At 49.0% G+C, this 18,711-nt stretch carries 19 protein-coding genes and 1 other RNA gene; 11 read left to right on the forward strand and 9 right to left on the reverse strand.

Annotation, left to right across the window (positions count from 1 at the left end; translation table 11 throughout):
* Positions 1–24 precede the first annotated feature (24 nt).
* Positions 25–1,071, forward strand: a complete 1,047-nt coding sequence (locus tag Q3O60_RS11495) for a pectinesterase family protein (RefSeq protein WP_305894082.1) — start codon at positions 25–27, stop codon at positions 1,069–1,071.
* Positions 1,068–1,853 carry a rhamnogalacturonan acetylesterase gene (locus Q3O60_RS11500; protein ID WP_305894083.1) on the forward strand — a complete coding sequence of 262 codons (786 nt, stop codon included), beginning with the start codon at positions 1,068–1,070 and terminating at the stop codon, positions 1,851–1,853. The genes Q3O60_RS11495 and Q3O60_RS11500 overlap by 4 nt, the downstream gene beginning before the upstream one ends.
* Before the next feature lie 69 nt (positions 1,854–1,922).
* Here Q3O60_RS11500 and grpE read toward each other — a convergent pair whose 3' ends face one another.
* Positions 1,923–2,519 carry a nucleotide exchange factor GrpE gene (grpE, locus tag Q3O60_RS11505; RefSeq protein ID WP_305894084.1) on the reverse strand — a complete coding sequence of 199 codons (597 nt, stop codon included), beginning with the start codon at positions 2,517–2,519 and terminating at the stop codon, positions 1,923–1,925.
* A 27-nt stretch (positions 2,520–2,546) separates the two neighbouring features.
* Positions 2,547–3,578, reverse strand: coding sequence for a heat-inducible transcriptional repressor HrcA (hrcA, locus tag Q3O60_RS11510; RefSeq protein ID WP_305894085.1), 1,032 nt, complete (start codon positions 3,576–3,578; stop codon positions 2,547–2,549).
* A 151-nt stretch (positions 3,579–3,729) separates the two neighbouring features.
* Between hrcA and nadK the strand changes: the two genes are divergently transcribed.
* The 3 genes from nadK to Q3O60_RS11525 all read left to right on the forward strand — a co-directional run bounded on the left by nadK (position 3,730) and on the right by Q3O60_RS11525 (position 6,816).
* Positions 3,730–4,611, forward strand: coding sequence for an NAD(+) kinase (gene nadK / locus Q3O60_RS11515; protein ID WP_305894086.1), 882 nt, complete (start codon positions 3,730–3,732; stop codon positions 4,609–4,611).
* A gap of 115 nt (positions 4,612–4,726) precedes the next feature.
* On the forward strand, positions 4,727–6,394 hold the full coding sequence (gene recN, locus Q3O60_RS11520; RefSeq protein WP_305894087.1) for a DNA repair protein RecN: 1,668 nt from the start codon (positions 4,727–4,729) through the stop codon (positions 6,392–6,394).
* A gap of 62 nt (positions 6,395–6,456) precedes the next feature.
* Complete coding sequence (locus tag Q3O60_RS11525) at positions 6,457–6,816, forward strand: outer membrane protein assembly factor BamE (RefSeq protein WP_305894088.1); 360 nt, start codon at positions 6,457–6,459, stop codon at positions 6,814–6,816.
* A 23-nt stretch (positions 6,817–6,839) separates the two neighbouring features.
* Here the strand turns inward: Q3O60_RS11525 and Q3O60_RS11530 are convergent, their stop codons facing one another.
* Both Q3O60_RS11530 and Q3O60_RS11535 read right to left on the reverse strand, forming a co-directional pair.
* Entirely contained in the window at positions 6,840–7,181 is a 342-nt protein-coding gene (locus Q3O60_RS11530) for an RnfH family protein (RefSeq protein ID WP_305894089.1), read from the reverse strand.
* Positions 7,174–7,617 carry a type II toxin-antitoxin system RatA family toxin gene (locus Q3O60_RS11535; RefSeq protein ID WP_305894090.1) on the reverse strand — a complete coding sequence of 148 codons (444 nt, stop codon included), beginning with the start codon at positions 7,615–7,617 and terminating at the stop codon, positions 7,174–7,176. The genes Q3O60_RS11530 and Q3O60_RS11535 overlap by 8 nt, the downstream gene beginning before the upstream one ends.
* Positions 7,618–7,725: 108 nt before the next feature.
* Between Q3O60_RS11535 and smpB the strand changes: the two genes are divergently transcribed.
* The 3 genes from smpB to Q3O60_RS11550 all read left to right on the forward strand — a co-directional run bounded on the left by smpB (position 7,726) and on the right by Q3O60_RS11550 (position 9,884).
* Positions 7,726–8,205, forward strand: coding sequence for an SsrA-binding protein SmpB (gene smpB, locus Q3O60_RS11540; protein ID WP_305894091.1), 480 nt, complete (start codon positions 7,726–7,728; stop codon positions 8,203–8,205).
* Between the two features lie 177 nt (positions 8,206–8,382).
* Positions 8,383–8,743: a transfer-messenger RNA gene (gene ssrA / locus Q3O60_RS11545) on the forward strand.
* A gap of 244 nt (positions 8,744–8,987) precedes the next feature.
* The gene (locus tag Q3O60_RS11550) at positions 8,988–9,884 is read left to right on the forward strand and encodes a hypothetical protein (protein ID WP_305894092.1); all 897 of its coding nucleotides are present in this window, start codon (positions 8,988–8,990) and stop codon (positions 9,882–9,884) included.
* Here the strand turns inward: Q3O60_RS11550 and Q3O60_RS11555 are convergent.
* A complete protein-coding gene (locus Q3O60_RS11555) occupies positions 9,881–10,744 on the reverse strand; it encodes a DUF1028 domain-containing protein (RefSeq protein ID WP_305894093.1) in 864 nt (287 codons plus the stop codon). The two genes, Q3O60_RS11550 and Q3O60_RS11555, sit on opposite strands and share 4 nt — an antisense overlap.
* Positions 10,745–10,840: 96 nt before the next feature.
* On the reverse strand, positions 10,841–11,416 hold the full coding sequence (locus tag Q3O60_RS11560) for a hypothetical protein (RefSeq protein ID WP_305894094.1): 576 nt from the start codon (positions 11,414–11,416) through the stop codon (positions 10,841–10,843).
* 209 nt (positions 11,417–11,625) lie between these two features.
* On the opposite strand from Q3O60_RS11560, the gene Q3O60_RS11565 reads away from it, so the two are divergent.
* Entirely contained in the window at positions 11,626–12,489 is an 864-nt protein-coding gene (locus Q3O60_RS11565) for an MBL fold metallo-hydrolase (protein ID WP_305894095.1), read from the forward strand.
* A 15-nt stretch (positions 12,490–12,504) separates the two neighbouring features.
* On the opposite strand, the gene rluF is transcribed toward Q3O60_RS11565, so the two are convergent.
* Positions 12,505–13,326 (reverse strand): 23S rRNA pseudouridine(2604) synthase RluF, encoded by an 822-nt coding sequence (rluF, locus tag Q3O60_RS11570; RefSeq protein ID WP_305894096.1) that lies wholly within the window; start codon positions 13,324–13,326, stop codon positions 12,505–12,507.
* Between the two features lie 116 nt (positions 13,327–13,442).
* The gene (locus tag Q3O60_RS11575) at positions 13,443–15,407 is read right to left on the reverse strand and encodes a bifunctional 2',3'-cyclic-nucleotide 2'-phosphodiesterase/3'-nucleotidase (RefSeq protein WP_305894097.1); all 1,965 of its coding nucleotides are present in this window, start codon (positions 15,405–15,407) and stop codon (positions 13,443–13,445) included.
* A gap of 206 nt (positions 15,408–15,613) precedes the next feature.
* Between Q3O60_RS11575 and Q3O60_RS11580 the strand changes: the two genes are divergently transcribed.
* Together Q3O60_RS11580 and Q3O60_RS11585 are read left to right on the forward strand one after the other, a co-directional pair.
* Positions 15,614–15,889, forward strand: coding sequence for a hypothetical protein (locus tag Q3O60_RS11580; RefSeq protein ID WP_305894098.1), 276 nt, complete (start codon positions 15,614–15,616; stop codon positions 15,887–15,889).
* 32 nt (positions 15,890–15,921) lie between these two features.
* On the forward strand, positions 15,922–16,968 hold the full coding sequence (locus tag Q3O60_RS11585; protein ID WP_305894099.1) for a metal-dependent hydrolase: 1,047 nt from the start codon (positions 15,922–15,924) through the stop codon (positions 16,966–16,968).
* A 1-nt stretch (position 16,969) separates the two neighbouring features.
* On the opposite strand, the gene Q3O60_RS11590 is transcribed toward Q3O60_RS11585, so the two are convergent.
* Entirely contained in the window at positions 16,970–18,622 is a 1,653-nt protein-coding gene (locus tag Q3O60_RS11590) for a diguanylate cyclase domain-containing protein (protein ID WP_305894100.1), read from the reverse strand.
* Positions 18,623–18,711: the final 89 nt, after the last annotated feature.

The following is an 18,711-nucleotide window of genomic DNA, read 5'->3' on the forward strand; positions in this document are numbered from 1 at the left end:
CGGCTCTTTTTTCAGGAGCATACTATGCTCAAACACCACTCTATTACCATTGTATTCCTTTGTTTTACGTATGCTATGACTTTGCTCTCGCTATGTGCTTACGCAGCAGACCAGCCATTATTCATTCGTGTAGCACCTGATGGCAGCGGTGATTTCGTGTTGATCCAGCAAGCACTCAACAGTTTGCCTGACAACGATCAGCTGGCCATAATCCAGCTAGCTGCAGGGGTCTACCCCGAAAAGCTCTACCTCACCCGCGATAAGGTTTTACTGATAGGCGCGGGCGCCGAGCACACCATCATTCGCATAGCCGAACTACGAAGCAACTGGTTGAAGCAACACCCAACCGACTGGGGGGCCGCGGTGGTCAACATTGCCGCCAGCGATATTGCCCTGCTGCAGCTAAGCGTTCACAACAGTTATGGCGACTTGACGGGTGATCATGAGCATCAATTTGCGATACGTGGTTTTGAGCAAGCCAGTCGGATCATCACTGCCGATTGCTCCGTTATTGCTGGTGGGGCTGATACGCTCAGCCTGTGGAATAAAACCGATGGTATGTATTATCACCATAATTGTTATTTTGAAGGTCATACCGATATGGTGTGCCCACGCGGCTGGGCTTTTTTCAGCCACAGCCGTTTCGTCAATAAAAAAGCCTATGCCACGCTCTGGCATGATGGTGAACTTGATCCCCAGCAAAAAATGGTGATACGCGATTCCCGCTTTGATGGCGTTGAAGGCTTTATGCTGGCGCGGCGCCATTATGATGCACAGTTTTACCTGATCAACAATCAGTACAACAGCAGCATGGCAGATACCCCGATATTTCGTCATACCTACCCGACCGAGCCTGAGCGGGATCAGGACAATCGATGGGGAGACCGCTACTATTTCAGTCACAAGCAGTCAGCTGATGCGATCTATCCCTGGCTGGAAACCAACTTGCATCACCACCCTGCGGGCCTAACTGCACAAGACATTACCGCCCAATGGGCCTTTGATGGCCGTTGGGATCCTGAAGCCGAACTGGTTCGAATTTATCGTCTGTACAACGAGGTAAAACCATGAGCATGGCCATCAAAATGACCGCCTTAGCCACTTTGTGTTTTTTGATCCTGTTTTATTCTGTTCGTCTTGGTGCAGCAGAGAATACCCATCTTGCTCCGATCAGACTTCATCTGGTCGGTGACTCGACCATGTCTGATAAACCCAATCTGGCTTATCCAGAGCGTGGTTGGGGCCAGCTGTTGCCGGAATTTATGTTACCACAGCTCACGGTAATCAATCATGCCGCCAATGGTCGAAGCACCCGACGTTTTGTCAACGAAGGACGCTGGCAGCGCTTACTCAGCGATGTAAATCAGGGCGACTATGTCCTGATCCAGTTTGGCCATAATGATTCCAAGCAATCCGATCCGGCTCGCTTTGCCGATGCCGCCACCGATTACCGGGAGTTTCTGACGCAATTCATCGCCGATGTTCGGGAGCGAGGTGCCACGCCCATGTTGGCTAGTTCCATTTGTCGGCGCAATTTCAACGATGAAGCCGTGTTGCAACAAGACCTGACCGCTTATGCCAATGCGGCCAGACAAGTCGCTGAACAACAGCAGGTGAGCTTTTTTGACTTACAGCAGTACAGCTGCAATTACTGGCAAGAACAAGGCCCTGCGGCCAGCCAAGCCTATTTTATCCAGGTACCAGCTGACTTGTACGCCAAGTTTCCACAAGGCACCACAGATAATACTCACCTGAGTGTGCAGGGAGCCAGCAAGGTAGCCCAGTTTTTCATCCGCAAATTACAGCACCAGCAACATCCTTTAAGCCAGTACGTATACCGGGAGCTGCTCTAGAGCTTGCTGGGTAAAACTCACATAAAAAAACCGGCTTCATCAGCCGGTCTTGTTGTAACTGAACTTGCGTTACTCAGTATCTTGCTGTGGCGCTTTAGACACCCCCACCATCGCAGGGCGTAGCAAACGACCATTTAACTCATAGCCTTTTTGCATCACAAAAGTCACCGTATTCGGTGCGACATCGGCTGTTTCCATCATCGACATCGCCTGATGCTGGTCCGGGTTGAATGGCTCACCTTGCGGGTCCAGTTGTTGCACACCATACTTTGCTACCGTATCAAGGAAGCTTTTTAGCGTCAGCTCCACCCCTTCAGTCACCGAGTTCATGCTTTCATCATCTTTATTGATAAAACCAAGCGCTCGCTCCAGGTTATCAACCACAGGCAACAAATCACCAGCAAACTTTTCCAGCGCAAATTTATGCGCTTTCTCTACGTCCTGACTGGCACGGCGGCGGCTGTTCTCAGCCTCAGCTTTAATGCGCAACATGGCATCTTGTTGATCAGCCACCTGCTTACGCAGCTGCTCTAGCTCTGCTTCCAGCTTATCGAACACGCTTTGCTCACTCGATACGTCGACCGTATCTTGTTCTTGCTGTTCAGTAGTGGCGTCAGCCTGAATGGTTTCATCCTCAGGTGCTTGGGGTTGTTGTTGCTCAGTCATTAATTACGTCTCCAAAGTTCTGTACGGCTAATATGGGGATCTATTCTGCTGATTCAAGTTAAAATTTAACTGTCGGCTACAGGCTTCAATCAGAGGTACTAATCGGCTGTATGGCATACGACGAGGCCCAAGTAAGGCGATAAAGCGATGCGGCTCGGCCTGATAACGCTGTACAATCAAACTGACATTGGCCAGTTCGACAAAACCAGTTTCTTTTCCAAGCACCAGTTTAACATGCTCATCATGGCTTAGCGTCTGTAAAAATTTCACCAATCCAGCGGGATGTTCCAGCATGGCAAAAACATGCTGCAACGATGGATTTTGTTGGTACTCTGGTGACAACAGCAATTGATGCTGACCATAAATCAATGGCTGGTGTTGCTGCATTTCATCCAGACCAAGTTGCCCTAATACGCGCTGCACCAACTGCTGGCAGTCGCCATGCTCACCTTGCGCCATCATTTGTAGCCGCGACATACCTTCTTGCCATTGCACTCCAGCTAAAGCCGCATTCAGTAAACATAAACCCTGACTTAAGGTGGCATTATCCACCGACTGCTCATGATGCAACACCCGGTGCAAGATATCTCCATCTTCATCAATTACCACCAACAACAGGCTATCGGCGGCCAGTCGAACCAAATCGACCTGCCGGATCACCCGGCCCCCTTCTTTAGGAGCACTGATTACAGCAACACAACCGGTCAGGTTGGTCAGCAATTGACCGACACGCTGACACATCAGTGAAATGGGTAACTCCGCCGGCAACTGTTTCAGCACTTGCTGCTGCCAACGCGTTGGTAGTGGTTCCAGCCGCAGCATTTTATTGAAAAATTGCCGGATCCCTTGAGTGGTAGGTATACGGCCAGCTGAGGTATGTGGCGAACGAATAAAACCTTGCTGCTCCAATTGCACCATGGTATTGCGCACCGTAGCAGGACTCACATCTAAATCATCCTGTGCAGCCAAAAATTTAGAGGAAACTGGCTGCCCATCGGCTAGATACTGCTCAACTATCATTTTTAAAATTAGATCTGCGCGCTCTAAACGGGAACCCATAATGCATACCTGGCTTTGTTATCTCATCGATCTGGGGGCTAATTGGTAAAATACAACTGCGAGAGTCCGTTTAAATGATGCTATCTGGATGGTTGTTGCGCTATAAAATCACGTTATACTGACCACAGTATTCACTGACACACGAGCCACTATGAGCCTAGCCTTTAAAACTGTTGGCCTGATCGGCAAGCCGAATCACCAGGGAGCCAATCTAACTTTGGTTGCCTTGTACCATTTTTTACTGGCGCAAGGGCTGACCGTTTATCTGGAAGAGCGAGTCGCTCAAACAGTTGATCTCACTGATGTCAAAACATTGGATTTAGTCGATCTGGGTAAAGCCTGTGATTTGGCTATTGTGGTCGGTGGTGATGGCAATATGCTGGGGGCAGCACGAGTTCTATCCCGTTTTGATATCGCTGTACTGGGCGTCAACCGTGGCAACCTCGGCTTTTTAACCGACTTATCACCAGAAAACTTTGAACAGCCTTTAACCGATGTGCTCGCCGGGCAATTCAAAACCGAACTCCGTAACTTGCTGGAAATCTCCATTCACCGCCATGGCACCATTAAAAGCAGCAATAGTGCGGTCAATGAAGCCGTGCTGCATGCTGATAAAGTGGCGCATATGATTGAGTTTGAAGCCTACATCAATGACGAATTCGTCTTTAGCCAGCGCTCTGATGGCTTGATCATCAGCACCCCTACCGGCTCAACCGCCTACTCATTATCAGGGGGCGGGCCTATCCTCACGCCGGATCTGGATGCGATGACGCTGGTACCTATGTTTCCTCATACCCTGAGTAGCCGCCCTCTGGTGGTCTCTGGCAACAGTGAAATTCATTTAAAAGTGGCAGACAGCAACGATGCTCACCTGCAAATTAGCTGCGATAGTCATGTCATCTTGGCAGTGATGCCAGGCGATGATATTTTTATTCGCAAACATCCACGGCCATTGCGTCTTATTCACCCACCGGGGTACAGCTATTATCATGTGCTACGAAATAAACTGGGCTGGGGAAGCAAACTTTATTAATCAGATGCTTGCAAAACCAGCAATTACTGTATAGATTTACACTGTCTATTTAAACAGTCTTTTGGCATGGTATCACCAGCCATTAAGACGACAGGTATCCATGCAGGAGTCCGCCATGTTGTGTCATCTTCACATCAGTAACTTTGCTATCGTCCGTGCCCTTGAGCTGGATTGGTCTAACGGCATGACCAGTATTACTGGTGAAACCGGTGCCGGTAAATCCATCGCACTGGATGCACTGGCGTTGTGTCTTGGTGAGCGGGCAGAAGCCAGCATGGTTCGCCCCGGAGCCGATAAAGCCGATATTGTCGCGACTTTTGATATCAGCACCCTGACAGATGCACAGCAATGGCTGGAGCAACAAGATTTGGCCATGGGCCATGAATGCATCATCCGCCGGGTAATCAGCAGTGAGGGACGCTCACGTGGCTACATCAATGGCGTGCAAGTACCTGCACAGCAGTTAAAAGCATTAGGACAACATTTACTCAGCATTCATGGTCAACATGCCCACCAACTGCTGTTAAAAGCAGATTATCAACGCCAGCTGCTCGACGCCTTTGCCAATCATGAGCCCAGTTTGCAGCAATGCCGTTCTCATTGGCAGCAGTGGCAGCAACTCAAGCAAGAACAACAGCAACTACAACAAGCCTGTCAACAGCGCGAAGCCCAACAACAGCTGCTGGAGTATCAGGTGGCAGAATTGGATCAATTTGCACCAGGTGAGCAGGAATACCCTGAGCTGGAAGCTGAACACCGCCGACTTAACCATGGACAGCAACTGGTTACCGACAGCCAGCGTTGTCTGGAGCAATTGTATGACAGTGATCAAACCAGCATTTATCAGGCATTAAACAGCAATGTACAGCAGCTGGAACAATTGGCTCAGCTCGACCCTGAGCTAAGCTCCGTGCATCAGATGCTAAGCGAAGCCCTGGTGCAAGTCGAAGAAGCTAGCCGCGAGCTGCGTCACTACAGCGATCACCTCGAATTAGACCCCGCTCGCTTGCATGAAGTGGATGAGCGGCTTAGCCAATGGCTGCAATTGAGCCGTAAGCACCAAATCAATGAAAGCGAGCTCACCCAGCATCATCAGCAACTGAGTGCACAGCTGCAAGCATTAACGCGAGATGATGCTCGGCTGGATGAATTAGCACAACAGTTACACGAGGCTGAGCAGCAGTACCAGCACAGTGCAGAACAACTAAGCCAGCAGCGCCAGCAGTCCGCTAGCCAATTAAGTAAACTCATCAGCCAGAGTATGCATGAACTTAATATGCAAAATGGTCAATTTGCCATTGATGTTACGCCACTGCCGCTGGATAAAGCTGGGCCACTTGGCATTGATAAAATTGAGTTCCAGGTATGTACCAACCCCGGTCAGCCATTGCAAGCCTTACATAAAGTAGCTTCTGGTGGTGAGTTATCCCGCATTAGTTTAGCCGTCCAGGTGATACTGGCCGATCAAATCACCACCCCAACCTTGATCTTTGATGAAGTAGACGTTGGCATCAGCGGTCCTGTTGCTGCAGGCGTGGGCCGTTTATTACGGCAACTGGGTGAGCGCTGTCAGGTGATCTGTATTACCCACTTACCGCAGGTCGCCAGCCTTGGCCATCAACAATTGTTTGTCGAAAAGTACACCGATGGTGTCGCCACTGAGACCCGAATTCGTGCGTTAAGCGATGAAGAAAGAGTCACCGAAATTGCGCGGCTGCTAGCTGGCGAAAATATCAGCGCCAGTGCGCTCGCCAATGCCCGTGAACTTTTGTGTGCACCCTGAGTCAGAGGCTGTACGCTATCATCCTCTTCAGGTATGATAAAGGCAACTAGATTGATGAGAAGATGAAACCAATGAAAGTAGTAGCTAAATGGCTGATCATCCTGTGCTTTGGTTTGAGCCTAAGTGCATGCAGTAGCTGGATTTACCGCATCGACATTCCACAAGGGAACTACATGGAACAAAAAGATGTCGATAAATTGCGAGTGCAAATGACCAAAGAGCAGGTTCGCTTTGTCTTGGGCCACCCGGTCGCACAAAACAGTTTTGATGATAACATTTGGCATTATTACTACGCGATCCAACGTGGTAATGGTGAACAAATGGAAAAGTCATTGATTGTGCACTTTGATGATGGCCGCTTAAGCCAGTTGCAAGGTGATTTTGATATCCCGGAAGACTTTGAGAGCCCACTGGATCTATAACTCATTACCCATTCCGGGCTAGGCTAAGGCGTTGTTTTATTCAGCGCCTTACCGCCAGTAACCTGATTTGCCCTGCCTTCCTGCTTCGCCTTTTCTGCCCGACGACGTCGTAATTCTTTTGGATCAGCAATCAATGGTCGATACAACTCAATCCGATCGCCTGATTTGATCCGATCCGACATTTTAACCGCCCGGCTCCAAATACCTACTTTCTGGTTTTCCATGTCTATATCAGGGTACATATCCAGGATCCCTGAACGTAGAATAGCCTGCTGCACCGTGCAATGTGCGGGCACACTCACGGTTAATAACGATTGGCGCTCTGGCAACGCATAGACCACTTCAATGGTCACCGATTCAGACATCAGAGGCTCCATAGACCTGTTTAGCGCGTTCGGTAAAGGCATTAACCATGGCCGCCGTTAGCTCTTTAAACAATTTACCAAACGCCATTTCAACCAACTTATTGCTAAATTCAAAATCCAGCTGCAACTGCACTTTGCAGGCATTGTGCTGCAGCTCGATAAACTGCCAGCCGCCCTGCAGTTGCTTAAAGGGACCATCCACTAAATTCATATCAATACGGCTGGGTGCGGTTAAACGGTTTAAGGTGGTAAATGATTTCCCCAACCCCGCTTTACCAATTTCGAGCCGGGCTTCCATCTGTTCGGCCGATTGCGTTAAAATGCTGGCAGCTTTACAACCGGGCAAAAACTCCGGATATCGATTAATATCATTCACTAGATCAAACATTTGCTGAGCACTGTAAAAAACCAGAGCACTGCGCTCAATTTGTGGCATACTCACTCCCCTCACAACAAGAGGCAGATTGTAGCAGAAAAGTCACTATCAACAAGGTTTGAAAAGACCATAGCAAGCAGCCCCCATGATCTCGTATACTAGGCGACTATGACAAAGAAAAAACCAAAATCGCAAAGCAGTACCATCGCACTGAACAGAAAAGCCCGCCACGAATACTTCCTGGAAGATAAATTTGAGGCAGGCATTAGTTTGCAAGGATGGGAAGTAAAAAGTATCCGTGAGGGCAAAGTGAATTTGTCCGATGCCTACGTTGTCCTCCATCAAGGGGAAGCCTACTTGTATGGCACACAAATTCAGCCATTAAAGAGTGCATCCAGTCATGTGATTTGCGACCCGGAACGTAACCGCAAATTGCTACTCAAAAAGCGCGAGCTGGCCAAGCTGATTGGCCTGACCGAACGTGACGGCTATACTCTCATTGCCACCGCCATGTATTGGAAAGCCTGCTGGGTCAAACTAGAGTTCCATTTGGCACTGGGTAAAAAGCACTACGACAAGCGTAGCGACATCAAAAATAAAGATTGGGCGCGTGAAAAAGAACGCATGATGAAGCATAGCAAGCGCTAAATAAACGCTTGCGGGCTTGAAACTATCGGCTCTCACCCCCATCTAATTGTATAGGCAGCAAACAGACCATTGTTTACTGCCGCTAACAGCGACTGCAAGTCTGCTTGTGTCCATTACCACAAGCACGTACAATAGAAGTGTTACAACGCATTAGTGGGCGACATCACTGCTGAATTCGGGGCTGATACTGGATTCGACGGGACTCTCGAACTCTAAGGTGCATGCCGAGGTGCGGTAGGCCTCGTTAAACAGCCGCAAACCAATAGTCGCAAACGACGAAAACTACGCAATCGCTGCTTAATAGGCAGTAGATAGCTCTTCCGCTCACGTATGCCTGTATGCAGAGATAACGGAAGATCACCCCTAACAGGATCGCATGGAGACTTCGCCTGGAGTCAAAATGTTAAAACCAATCAGGCTCGCCCGACGAAAGCCTGCCATTCGGCGCTCATAGGGTTAACTAAATGAACTGGCTAAGCATGTAGTACCGAAGATTTAGGTTTTTCGGACGGGGGTTCAAATCCCCCCAGCTCCACCAAATAAATAACCCTGAGCCATCGGCTCGGGGTTTTTTATTTTGGCGTAGTCGGATTTGCAACCCCCGTAGGGGGTTCACCAGGCTCACACGCAAATGTGGGCTTTTCTTTTTGTCTACGGTGAAGGAAGACGAAAAGCTTTCATTGTTAACAGCTGTTATTTGTCTTACCATGATTGGCCATTAAGCGTGCAATTCAAGTCGATATTCGCTTGTCTGGCCAAGAAATCAGTATTATAAAAAAAATATGATGACCACTAAAGCCACCCATCCCAGACGTAATTTCAAGATCCGCCAATACATTGCTTCGAAAAGCATCGCCCGCCTAACGCTGGATTTTATAGTCATTAATACCATTCTGGCGACTCTACTGGCGGGCGTACTGGTGTTGATCACCCGTGATTATCACCTCGGCCTTGATTACATCTACCATATGTATACCGAATTATTTGGCAAGGAACCACGCTGGAGCCTACCGGATGATCAGTTTCTGTATAAAAATATCAGGGCTTTTCTGGCCACTATTTCCTTGCTGTCTCCCTCTTTGTTTTTAGGGATGATCATCTATAAATTCTTTGTATTAAGACGAGATAATTTGGTGTTTCGTCGCTATTGCGACCTGTCTAATGGCGGCTCTGAGCAATACTTGAATATTCACTTTTATATTTCATCGTCGCTGCGACTGCACAATCTGCAATTCACCGCTTTTATTCGGACCTATGAAAAAGAGCTGGAGCAAGCCTCTGCCGATAACTATCCGATGAACACCTTTCCGCTGGAATTACGACAGGATGCGTTTTATCCGTTGCCTTTTAATTATGTGCCGAGCCGTTTTCGGCTGCCTTTATTCAACCCTGATACCCTTGATACCCCTTGCGCACAACCACAGCTAGAGCTGCATGACGATGGCACGGTAACGGTGCATACTTTTGAGCGTCAAATTAAGTTGGATCCAACACGAGGCGATTTTTGCCAAATTTATGTGGTTGGCCGTGGTGAAGTGCCTGACTTGCAATCAAAATTTAGTGAAATTGGCAGTTATCAGATCCCAGCCGATATCCGCTTTGAACCACTGCCTGAAATGCAGACAGCCTACGATGTTCGAAAGCAGCGTTTTACCGTAAAAAACTGGCTGGATTTCTAAGCACGGAGTCGTGCCAGTAAGGCGGGTGCATGATCAAGCAATAACGAACTAACAGCATGCTGTTCGGGGTCGTACAAGGGCCCGATGTTGTGCTGCGCGAGCAGGCTGCTAAAGTCCCGGCCAGCGACGCCTTGCTGGCCTAGCAGAGTAATCAAATCGTTTAAAATACTCTGCTGCTGAGTGTTGAGTTCGCTACAGCGCAACCATTGCTGTGGAAATTCGTGCGGGTAGTAGAGTTGAAAGATGCGGTATAATTGCTCCAGTTCGACCACAGGGTCTGCAGCCGCGTCGACCCGTAAATCCAACCAGGTATCTGAATTGCCAAGATAGCCTGAGCCAGCACGCTTGATAAGCATCGCGGCAGCTAATTTGCCTCGCTTGTCGCCCCCCGCTTGCTGAGCCGCCTTGAGCCCCTGTAGCATCGCCGCTGCTAGCTCTTTACCTTCACTCTTAGCCTGCTGATACCCTGCGGCCATGGTTTCAACCGTTCCTGGCACCAGCATATTACCCAAACAAAACATGCCCTTTTCCTGATAGCTTTCCACCGTTGCCGTGCAATCAGAGCCTGAGTGCAGCAGCACCTCACCACTTGGATCCATGATGCCAAACTGGCGCTGGCTGGCTATGTCATCCGCTTGAAGATAACGCTGCTCGGCCTGCTTTAAATCAGCTGTAGCTGCCAACGTTTGTAATGCAGCTTGCGCAGCTGCTGGGTTAGCAAACGATTGCGACACCAGCAAACCATGCTCACTGTTGATCCATGGAACTAGTGATCCTACAGCCAGGAAGTTTGATGCTGTAGCAATAGCCAAACTGCCTGAATCTGGTTCTGATACTGCGATGGTGTAGGTGGCAATCATCAATACAACTCCCTGACTGGTGAAAAGAAAACCCTAACAGGATGGCTGGCAGAGGTAAAGACCCTAGCCAACCAACTCAGGTAGGCCAACTTTGCATCACTCGCCCTGCAATAACTTTTGCATATCCAATTGCGAGGGCATCATGCCACCGGGTAAGCGACCAGCTAAAGCCAGTAAGCGAGCCCGATGCTGATTCAGAGCTACTTTATCGGCTTCGGTAAGGCACCCCCCGATGGCCTTTGTCATATGGTCAGTTTGCGCCAGCATCTGTTCTGTTTTCTGGCGCTGCATCTCAGGTAAAAAAGGCAATGCACGCCTGGATAACCGCAACATAGGTTGCATCGAGTCCAGCACCGGCCAACTACCTTTCGCCGTTAACTCCAAAAACAACGGTGCTGTAAGCTCATGCTCAGCAAGGATCTGATCGACCTCATTCAGGTAGTCCTGCCCTTGCTGTTGCGCCCGCACTTCCTCGGCATGACGAGGCCAATCACAATGCGATTGCAAGCGCACTTGATACAGAGACTCCACATTATCCTGCTCAACCTTAGCCAGAGCTGGCAATGCGGCCTCCAGCTTGGTGAGGTTTTGTTCGGTCAGGACGGTTTCTGCCATTGCCATCAATGGCGCTAAACAACACAGGCTCACTGCACGATAAAACGATTTACCCATATCACTATCCTTTTTGGTCATACGCTGGCTACGTTCATGTATCAGCTTTATTAGACCCTGGTTACCATAAGAACCCAAACTGGCTGAACCTAAGCTGAAATAGTGTGCTCCAGAGAAGATGCATCGCTTGATCACTGAACTAAGCTGGTAGTCGCTCCGTAATCTGCCATACTTCATGCCAAAGATAACAACAATACCAAGGAGCTACGATGCGTTTTCTATTTTCTATTGTGTTCGTTCTATCCCTGATACTTAGCAACTCAGCTTATGCTGACCGTTTTGCCGATGTACAGATAGAGTCGACTGAACTATCCCCTAACTTGTATATGCTCACTGGAGCTGGCGGCAATATGGCGGCGCTGACTGGAGACGATGGCATTGTATTGATTGATGGCCAGTTTGCCGAAATGGCGGGCAAGATTGAAGCCAAACTCACCGAGCTGGCTGCTGGCCAAGCGCTGCAGGTTTTGGTGAATACCCATTTTCATGGTGATCATGTCGGAGGCAATGCCATGCTGGCAGCCGATAACCGCATTATTGCTCATGATAATGTTCGTAAGCGCCTGCAGGCCGATAGCAACTTTCCGGCAGAAGGTTTGCCCAATCTTACTTTTACCGATGAACTGACCTTGCATATGAATGGCCACCACATCCTTCTGACGGCCATGCAGCCAAGCCATACTGATGGCGACAGCATTGTCTGGTTTAAAGATAGCAATGTGGTGCATATGGGTGATTTGATGTTTGAAGGGCGCTTTCCATTTGTCGATACCAACTCAGGCGGAAACCTGCATGCTTACATGGAGGTGACACGCCATGTCATCGCCACCATTGATGCTGACACCCAAGTGATCCCAGGCCACGGCCAACTGACCAACCGAGCAGGGCTGGAAAGAGAGCTGGCGATGATGGAAGCCACATTGGCGCTGGTAAAACAACACAAGGCGAATGGCTTATCCGAACAAGCCATCATTGAGCGCGGCTTAGGCGATGAATGGCTGGACTGGCACTGGAACTTTATTACCGAAGAGCGCTGGATCCGCACCTTGTATCAGGCTCTTGCTGATGAATGATACCGTACCGGCCACCTAGCGTTCAGGTGGCCGTTGTCGCTTAGGGCGCTCAGTGCGTGGTCGGTGCCCTGATCGCTTCTTAATACCAGCCCCAGCGCCATGAGACGCCTCCTCTGTTTTGACAGAGTCTTTCAATAAGTTACTGAGCATACTGAATTCATCATTACTAACTTCACGCCACTGACCCGGTTTTAAATCGGCTAGTTGAATGCTCATGATACGAATGCGTTTTAAGCGGGTAACCTCATAACCGAGAAACTCGGTCATACGGCGAATTTGGCGATTCAGCCCTTGTGTCAAAATAATAGCAAAGCTGCTGGGGCCTGTTTGCTTCACGACACAGGGCTTGGTTACAGTACCCAGAATAGGCACACCCGCTGCCATCCGTTCTAAAAAACCACGTGTCACTGGTTTATCCACACTGACAATGTATTCTTTTTCATGGGCATTACCCGCCCGCAGAATTTTATTAACGATATCGCCATCATTGGTCAGTAAAATCAGTCCGGAAGATGGTTTATCCAAGCGGCCAATTGGAAAAATACGCGCGGGGTAATTCACAGCATCAACAATATTTCCCGGTACCGCCGTATCGGTGGTACAGGTAATCCCCACGGGTTTGTGATACACCAGATACACGGCTTTTGGTTTTGCTCGTAATGGTTTCCCTGCCACCACCACATCATCCGCATTGCTGACTTTCATGCCGGTTTCAGCCACTTGACCATTCACTGTGACCTGCCCTTGCTCGATCAGCCGATCCGCTTCGCGCCGGGAACATATCCCTGTCTCACTAATAAATTTATTGAGCCGGGTGGTCACTTGCTCTGACTGCATGACGCTGCCTCTTGTAGCCACATGGAAGGTAGATTGTGGCGTGGTCAGTAAAAAGGGCGTTAGTGTAACAACGCCCGATTGATTTGCCTAGCTGCGGTGTACTGGTTGCAAACTAGTTACTCGTTGCTTGGTACAGGCAGTAGCTGATAAATGCCATAACCTTCTTCATCCTGCTCTATCAAGGTCAGTTGCGGTAAAAGACCTGCAACATCCTGAGCGGCTGCCAAGCCAGAACTACGAAAACGCAGCTTGGTACCAGCAGGGATATCCAACTGCCAGTTGCTCTCTAGCTTAACCGGGATTTCATCTGCATAGGTCTCCGCTTGGTAACGGGTGTATTCCGCAATAATCTGCCGTACTTCCATCTGACCGCTGTAATGCACCGGTGCCGATGTCGCATGAGGGAAGAAACCACCACCACTGACCCGGTAGTTATTGGTGGTCAGCAAGAAACGTTGTTCAGCCGTTACTGGTTCGCCTTGAAAATGTAAATCGACAATGCGGTGACTATCATTGATTTGCTGGCCCTGGCCGTCAAAGCGCGGCGGTTGGGTACTATCAATACGGTAGCTCACCTTGTTCATCATATCAAAGTTGTAACTGGGGATCCCTGCTTGCAGCAAATCCTGCCAGTCATCATGAGTTGCATCGATGGAGGTAAAGGTACGAGCCGACATTTCTAACCAGTCACGTAGCTGCTCACCATCCAGCTCAATCACCCGCAAGGTATTGGGGAAAATATATAAGTCAGCGATATGACCAAGCGTTAAAGGCCCGGCTGAAAGGTGTGTGTAATCTTCAGGCCCGCCAAAACCACTGCGAAAAGGTGCCGCTGCACTAATGATGGGCAGTTCAGCCGGCAACTCACCGGACTTTTGCAGCCGAGTGGCATACCAGTGTTGTGCTGCATTCACCCATTGCACCGCTGTATTGGGTTGCACTCTGGCAAAGAAATTTTCAATATCGCTATCAATGGCGCCGAGCGGCTGATTCAACATAGCTAACGTTTGCTCTTGCTCTTCAGACAACATAGCCACCAGCAACTCATCACGCGCGTCGCCAATCGGGCGAAGTTCAGCTCGTTGATCCGCAATCACCCAGCCATCATCCGTGCGTTGCAATGTCAGATCAATTAAACCTAAATGACTGCCATACTGTCCCCCCATCACGGCAGGCACACCATGAATCAACCCTTTGTCGGCATCCACGCCGGGCATACCCTGATAATCCTCACCAGGAAGTTGCCGATGCTGGTGCCCTAGCAGCAACGCATCGACATCATCCAGCTGTGCCAGATACAAGGCCGCCTGCTCTGCATTGTCGGGATATTCCTCGTAATGGCGCAAACCAGTATGAGCGATCAGGATCACCACATCTGCACCTTCCGCCTTCATTTTGGGAACAAAGTGTTGCGCAGCTGCCACCATATCACGTGCCTGTACTTGCCCTTCCAGGTTATCGCGATCCCAGCGCATGATATCCGGCGGCACCAAACCGAGCAAACCAACCTGAATGTCATGCCGCTGCATATCCGAACCAACAAAAGAGTGGCTTTGGATCACATAAGGAGTAAAGCGGGTCGACTCCCAATCTGAATCGGCGACATCAGCCTCCATCACATTAGCTGCTAAAAAAGGAAAGGTCGCCCCCTCAATGGTGGCATCCAGAAATTCCAAGCCATAATTGAATTCATGGTTACCCAGTGCAGCGCCATGATAACCCAGATAATTCATGGCTCTGATTACGGGGTGACGTTGCTGCGACAAATAATCAATCCCCTGCGACTGTGCCCAATCAGCCATTGCACTGCCTTGAATGGTATCGCCATTATCTAGCAAAAGGTGATTGGGTTGCTCTAACCTCGCCTGATGCACTAACGATGCGACATGAGCTAAACCTAAGCGGCTGCTTTCTTGTTGCTGAAAATAGTCATAACCCAGCATATAGCCATGCAAATCATTGGTATGAAGAATACGCATCTCTACCGTCAGGTCCTCCGAGGCTCGCTCCGCAGGTGTACAACCCACTAGTATGCTGCCTGCCAGCAAGACACAGCAGGAAAAAAGTTGTTTTGTCGTCATACGTTGTTTTGTCCCCATGCAAAGTGCTCGTGAATATCGTATTGAATGAGCAGATTATATCACTTTACTGCATTTTTTGTGACAACACCTTCATTTGTAACAGAGTCAAATCGATGTTTTTTCAAGCAACCACTCAAGTTTTCCTTGAGCAAGACGATAACCTAAGTAACCAGGCAACACTGTATGATTTTGGATGGAGAAGCATCATGAACGAACAAAACCGCTTAGAGAAACTACGCAACTTAGGTGTTCGTTTGCATGAACTACAACTGGTGCAACCTATGCCAGGTAAATCCTATACTTCAGTTGCCTTGAACTATTTATTTAGTCGCCATGAGCTCACTCGCCCTTGTGGCCAGCCACTGGATGTGACCTTACGCTCATTAGCTGAGGCCATTGTCCAAAAACACAAGCTGCAGTTCAGTCGCTTTGATACCGACTCCATTATTGATTACTTTTGCCGTTTGTACCGGGTCCATTGAACAAGACGACCCGATAGTGGTATAACCTGTTCATGGATTCAGTGACTCAAGCCGCCCTAGGCGCAGCTGTGGCAGTTGCCGTCGTTGGCAAACATAGCTCCATAAAAAAAGCAGCTATTTGGGGGGCGGTCATTGGTACCTTGCCCGATCTCGATGTGTTTATTGATTATGGTGATGATCTCAGCGAGATGGTGCGTCACCGTGGTGAAAGCCACTCCTTGGTCTATCAAACGCTCATTGCTCCCTTACTGGCTTGGCTTATCTGCCGTTGGCATCAACAGCAACAACACTTTAAAGCATGGTGGCTAGCCGTTTGGCTGGTGTTGGTTACCCATAGCCTGCTGGATACATTCACCACCTATGGCACTCAGCTGCTACTGCCGTTTAGTAACTACCCCTTCGCACTGGAAAGTATCTTTGTCATTGATCCCTTGTACACCCTGCCACTGTTAGCAGGCTTAGTCTATGCGTGGAGACAACCCGAGAAAGGGTTGGCTGCCAACCGAATCGGGTTAATCTGTTCATCAGGGTATTTGCTCTGGAGTGTACTGGCACAGCAATGGGTGATACATCAGGTGACGCAGCAAGGGGCTGATGCGTCCCAATCACCCTACTGGCTCTTGGTGCAGCCAACAGCATTAAATACCTTGGTCTGGCGAATTATTAAAGTCGATGAGCATGGCTATCAAGAAGGTTTTTATGCGCTCAGCGATGGTCGCAGAGCGGTCACCTTTCGACAGCATTATTTTCCTGAGCAAACAGAGCAACTTCGAGCCTTTACCGACGCAGAGCGTTTAACTCGTTTTAGCCATGGTTTTGTTGGCTACTTTCAACATGATGCATTATTCACCATGGCAGACTTACGCATGGGCATGCAGGGCAACTATGCGTTTGAGTTTACGCTGGCTTGTCAGCAGCACGATGGGGTAAAGTCGACCCAACTGCAGCAAACCCGAAAATCGTATCAAATGGTCGAAATGTGGTTATGGGCAGCACGGCGATTTTTGCAGCAGGAAACCGGCTTAACAGAGGCAGAGCTTCGTTCAGAAAACCCATGCAATACCAACTCTGGCAGATGATTCAGTCATCAGCTAGTATCACTTGGTTGCGTCCTTGCTCTTTCGCCTTGTACATCGCCTGATCCGCCCGATCAATATTCTCATCGGTTGATTGCCTGGTATTGACCAAAGCCAAACCTGCACTGAAAGTACAGTAAAAACTGCTGTCTTTTGCTGTAAAGGGCAGTTGTTGAAATTTGTCCCGAATGGTATCAACAATACGGCGCGCTTTATCCAATGGACAATCGGGCAAGCCTAACAAAAACTCTTCTCCGCCATAGCGCCCAACCAAATCCGATTTACGTAATTGCTGCTTTAACAGGTTGGCCAGACTGGTAATCACTTGATCACCCATTAAATGGCCATGCTCATCATTCACTCGTTTAAAGTGATCAATATCAAGCATCACCACCACCAATGGATCTCTGGTTCGGCCGGCTTTAGCGATCTCGTCACTCAGGCGATCTTTAATATTGGCGTGCTGCAGCAAACCGGTCAGGCTATCTTTGGTCATCATTTCAGAGAGCTGACGAGCACGTTGTGCCCGGGCAAAAACCGTCACAGCCAAAGCCTGATCGGTAATCGGCTTAGACAGAAAATCATCCCCTGCTTTGACCAGCGCATCCAGCTGTCTTTGACTATCGGCTTCTGAGGATAAATAAATAATGGGAACCCCCAGCCACTCATCCTGAAAACGGATCAACTGGGCCAACTCCGGGCCACTGCAATCTGGCATATTCACATCCAACAAAATGACATCCGGTTGGAATGATTTAAGGCCCTTGAACACCTGATTGGGCTCGGTCAGAACCTCAGCCGCTAGTCCGGCTTGTTCGATCACCAGTTTATAATGCTCCGCCAGCAGAGCATCATCATCGACGATCAAGACCCGAAATGGAGCCTGCTTTCTCTGCAGTAACAACCGTTGCACACGAGCTTCTAAAGCGCCGGCATTAATGGGTTTAACAAAGTAACCTTTTGCTCCCATCCGCACCGCTGCAAGGTAGGCATCAAAGCCTCCTTCTTCACCAATCACAAAGAGCACCGTACTGGATGATGCGGTATCTAGCTGAAATTCTTGTATCAGATCACAACCATGCTGATGTTTGGTTGGACAGGCTACATCCAGCACAAAAATATCTGGCATCTGCTCACTAAATGCCTGCCGAAGCTCCTCACACGCTTTAAACCAACGCACTTCATGACCAAAGGTCGCCAAAGTTAAGCGTAATTGCTCACCGGTTTGCTCATCATCCTCCAGCATGTAAATCAGTGCTTTTTGCTCTAACTCGCTCGTGGCACTGGATTGAAAGCTAGTCATTACTTCAGGTGGGCTCGTGGTGGTTTGCAGTGATATTTCTTCCATCATATCCATTAAATGCTGGCATTGCTCGACTGCAGGTATTTGTTCAGCCTCTAGCCATGAGGTTAACTCAAGCTCTAAGGCTTTCGCCTGTTGGCCGAGCTGTTGCATCCCAAAAGTACCCGCTGAACCAGCTAGCGTGTGGAAATGCTGCTTGAGTGAAAGTGCAGTGGCCTGCCAATCGGGTTGCTTAGGCTGCATCAACTGACGCAGCTCGGCCATCAAATCGGGCCACTGCTGCTGCAATTTGGCTTGATAATTCTGGCGTAACTGCTCTAACTGAGCCTGAATATCCTGCTGCGATGTGGCCATGCCCTACCTGTTATTACTAAAAATGAACGGCTTATACTAAATTTAGCGAACTTTTTGTCATAAAGCTATCAATCAGCCAAGAATAACTA

The sequence above is a fragment of the Alkalimonas collagenimarina genome (genome assembly GCF_030717845.1).
Lineage (GTDB): Bacteria > Pseudomonadota > Gammaproteobacteria > Enterobacterales > Alteromonadaceae > Alkalimonas > Alkalimonas collagenimarina.

What these genes read in the sequence shown, in the direction of transcription:
- Q3O60_RS11495 (WP_305894082.1), top strand. Translation starts at nt 25, where the DNA reads ATGCTCAAACACCACTCTATTACCATTGTATTCCTTTGTTTTACGTAT.
- Q3O60_RS11500 (WP_305894083.1), top strand. Translation starts at nt 1,068, where the DNA reads ATGAGCATGGCCATCAAAATGACCGCCTTAGCCACTTTGTGTTTTTTG.
- grpE (WP_305894084.1), bottom strand. Translation starts at nt 2,519, where the DNA reads ATGACTGAGCAACAACAACCCCAAGCACCTGAGGATGAAACCATTCAG.
- hrcA (WP_305894085.1), bottom strand. Translation starts at nt 3,578, where the DNA reads ATGGGTTCCCGTTTAGAGCGCGCAGATCTAATTTTAAAAATGATAGTT.
- nadK (WP_305894086.1), top strand. Translation starts at nt 3,730, where the DNA reads ATGAGCCTAGCCTTTAAAACTGTTGGCCTGATCGGCAAGCCGAATCAC.
- recN (WP_305894087.1), top strand. Translation starts at nt 4,727, where the DNA reads ATGTTGTGTCATCTTCACATCAGTAACTTTGCTATCGTCCGTGCCCTT.
- Q3O60_RS11525 (WP_305894088.1), top strand. Translation starts at nt 6,457, where the DNA reads ATGAAACCAATGAAAGTAGTAGCTAAATGGCTGATCATCCTGTGCTTT.
- Q3O60_RS11530 (WP_305894089.1), bottom strand. Translation starts at nt 7,181, where the DNA reads ATGTCTGAATCGGTGACCATTGAAGTGGTCTATGCGTTGCCAGAGCGC.
- Q3O60_RS11535 (WP_305894090.1), bottom strand. Translation starts at nt 7,617, where the DNA reads ATGCCACAAATTGAGCGCAGTGCTCTGGTTTTTTACAGTGCTCAGCAA.
- smpB (WP_305894091.1), top strand. Translation starts at nt 7,726, where the DNA reads ATGACAAAGAAAAAACCAAAATCGCAAAGCAGTACCATCGCACTGAAC.
- Q3O60_RS11550 (WP_305894092.1), top strand. Translation starts at nt 8,988, where the DNA reads ATGATGACCACTAAAGCCACCCATCCCAGACGTAATTTCAAGATCCGC.
- Q3O60_RS11555 (WP_305894093.1), bottom strand. Translation starts at nt 10,744, where the DNA reads ATGATTGCCACCTACACCATCGCAGTATCAGAACCAGATTCAGGCAGT.
- Q3O60_RS11560 (WP_305894094.1), bottom strand. Translation starts at nt 11,416, where the DNA reads ATGGGTAAATCGTTTTATCGTGCAGTGAGCCTGTGTTGTTTAGCGCCA.
- Q3O60_RS11565 (WP_305894095.1), top strand. Translation starts at nt 11,626, where the DNA reads ATGCGTTTTCTATTTTCTATTGTGTTCGTTCTATCCCTGATACTTAGC.
- rluF (WP_305894096.1), bottom strand. Translation starts at nt 13,326, where the DNA reads ATGCAGTCAGAGCAAGTGACCACCCGGCTCAATAAATTTATTAGTGAG.
- Q3O60_RS11575 (WP_305894097.1), bottom strand. Translation starts at nt 15,407, where the DNA reads ATGACGACAAAACAACTTTTTTCCTGCTGTGTCTTGCTGGCAGGCAGC.
- Q3O60_RS11580 (WP_305894098.1), top strand. Translation starts at nt 15,614, where the DNA reads ATGAACGAACAAAACCGCTTAGAGAAACTACGCAACTTAGGTGTTCGT.
- Q3O60_RS11585 (WP_305894099.1), top strand. Translation starts at nt 15,922, where the DNA reads ATGGATTCAGTGACTCAAGCCGCCCTAGGCGCAGCTGTGGCAGTTGCC.
- Q3O60_RS11590 (WP_305894100.1), bottom strand. Translation starts at nt 18,622, where the DNA reads ATGGCCACATCGCAGCAGGATATTCAGGCTCAGTTAGAGCAGTTACGC.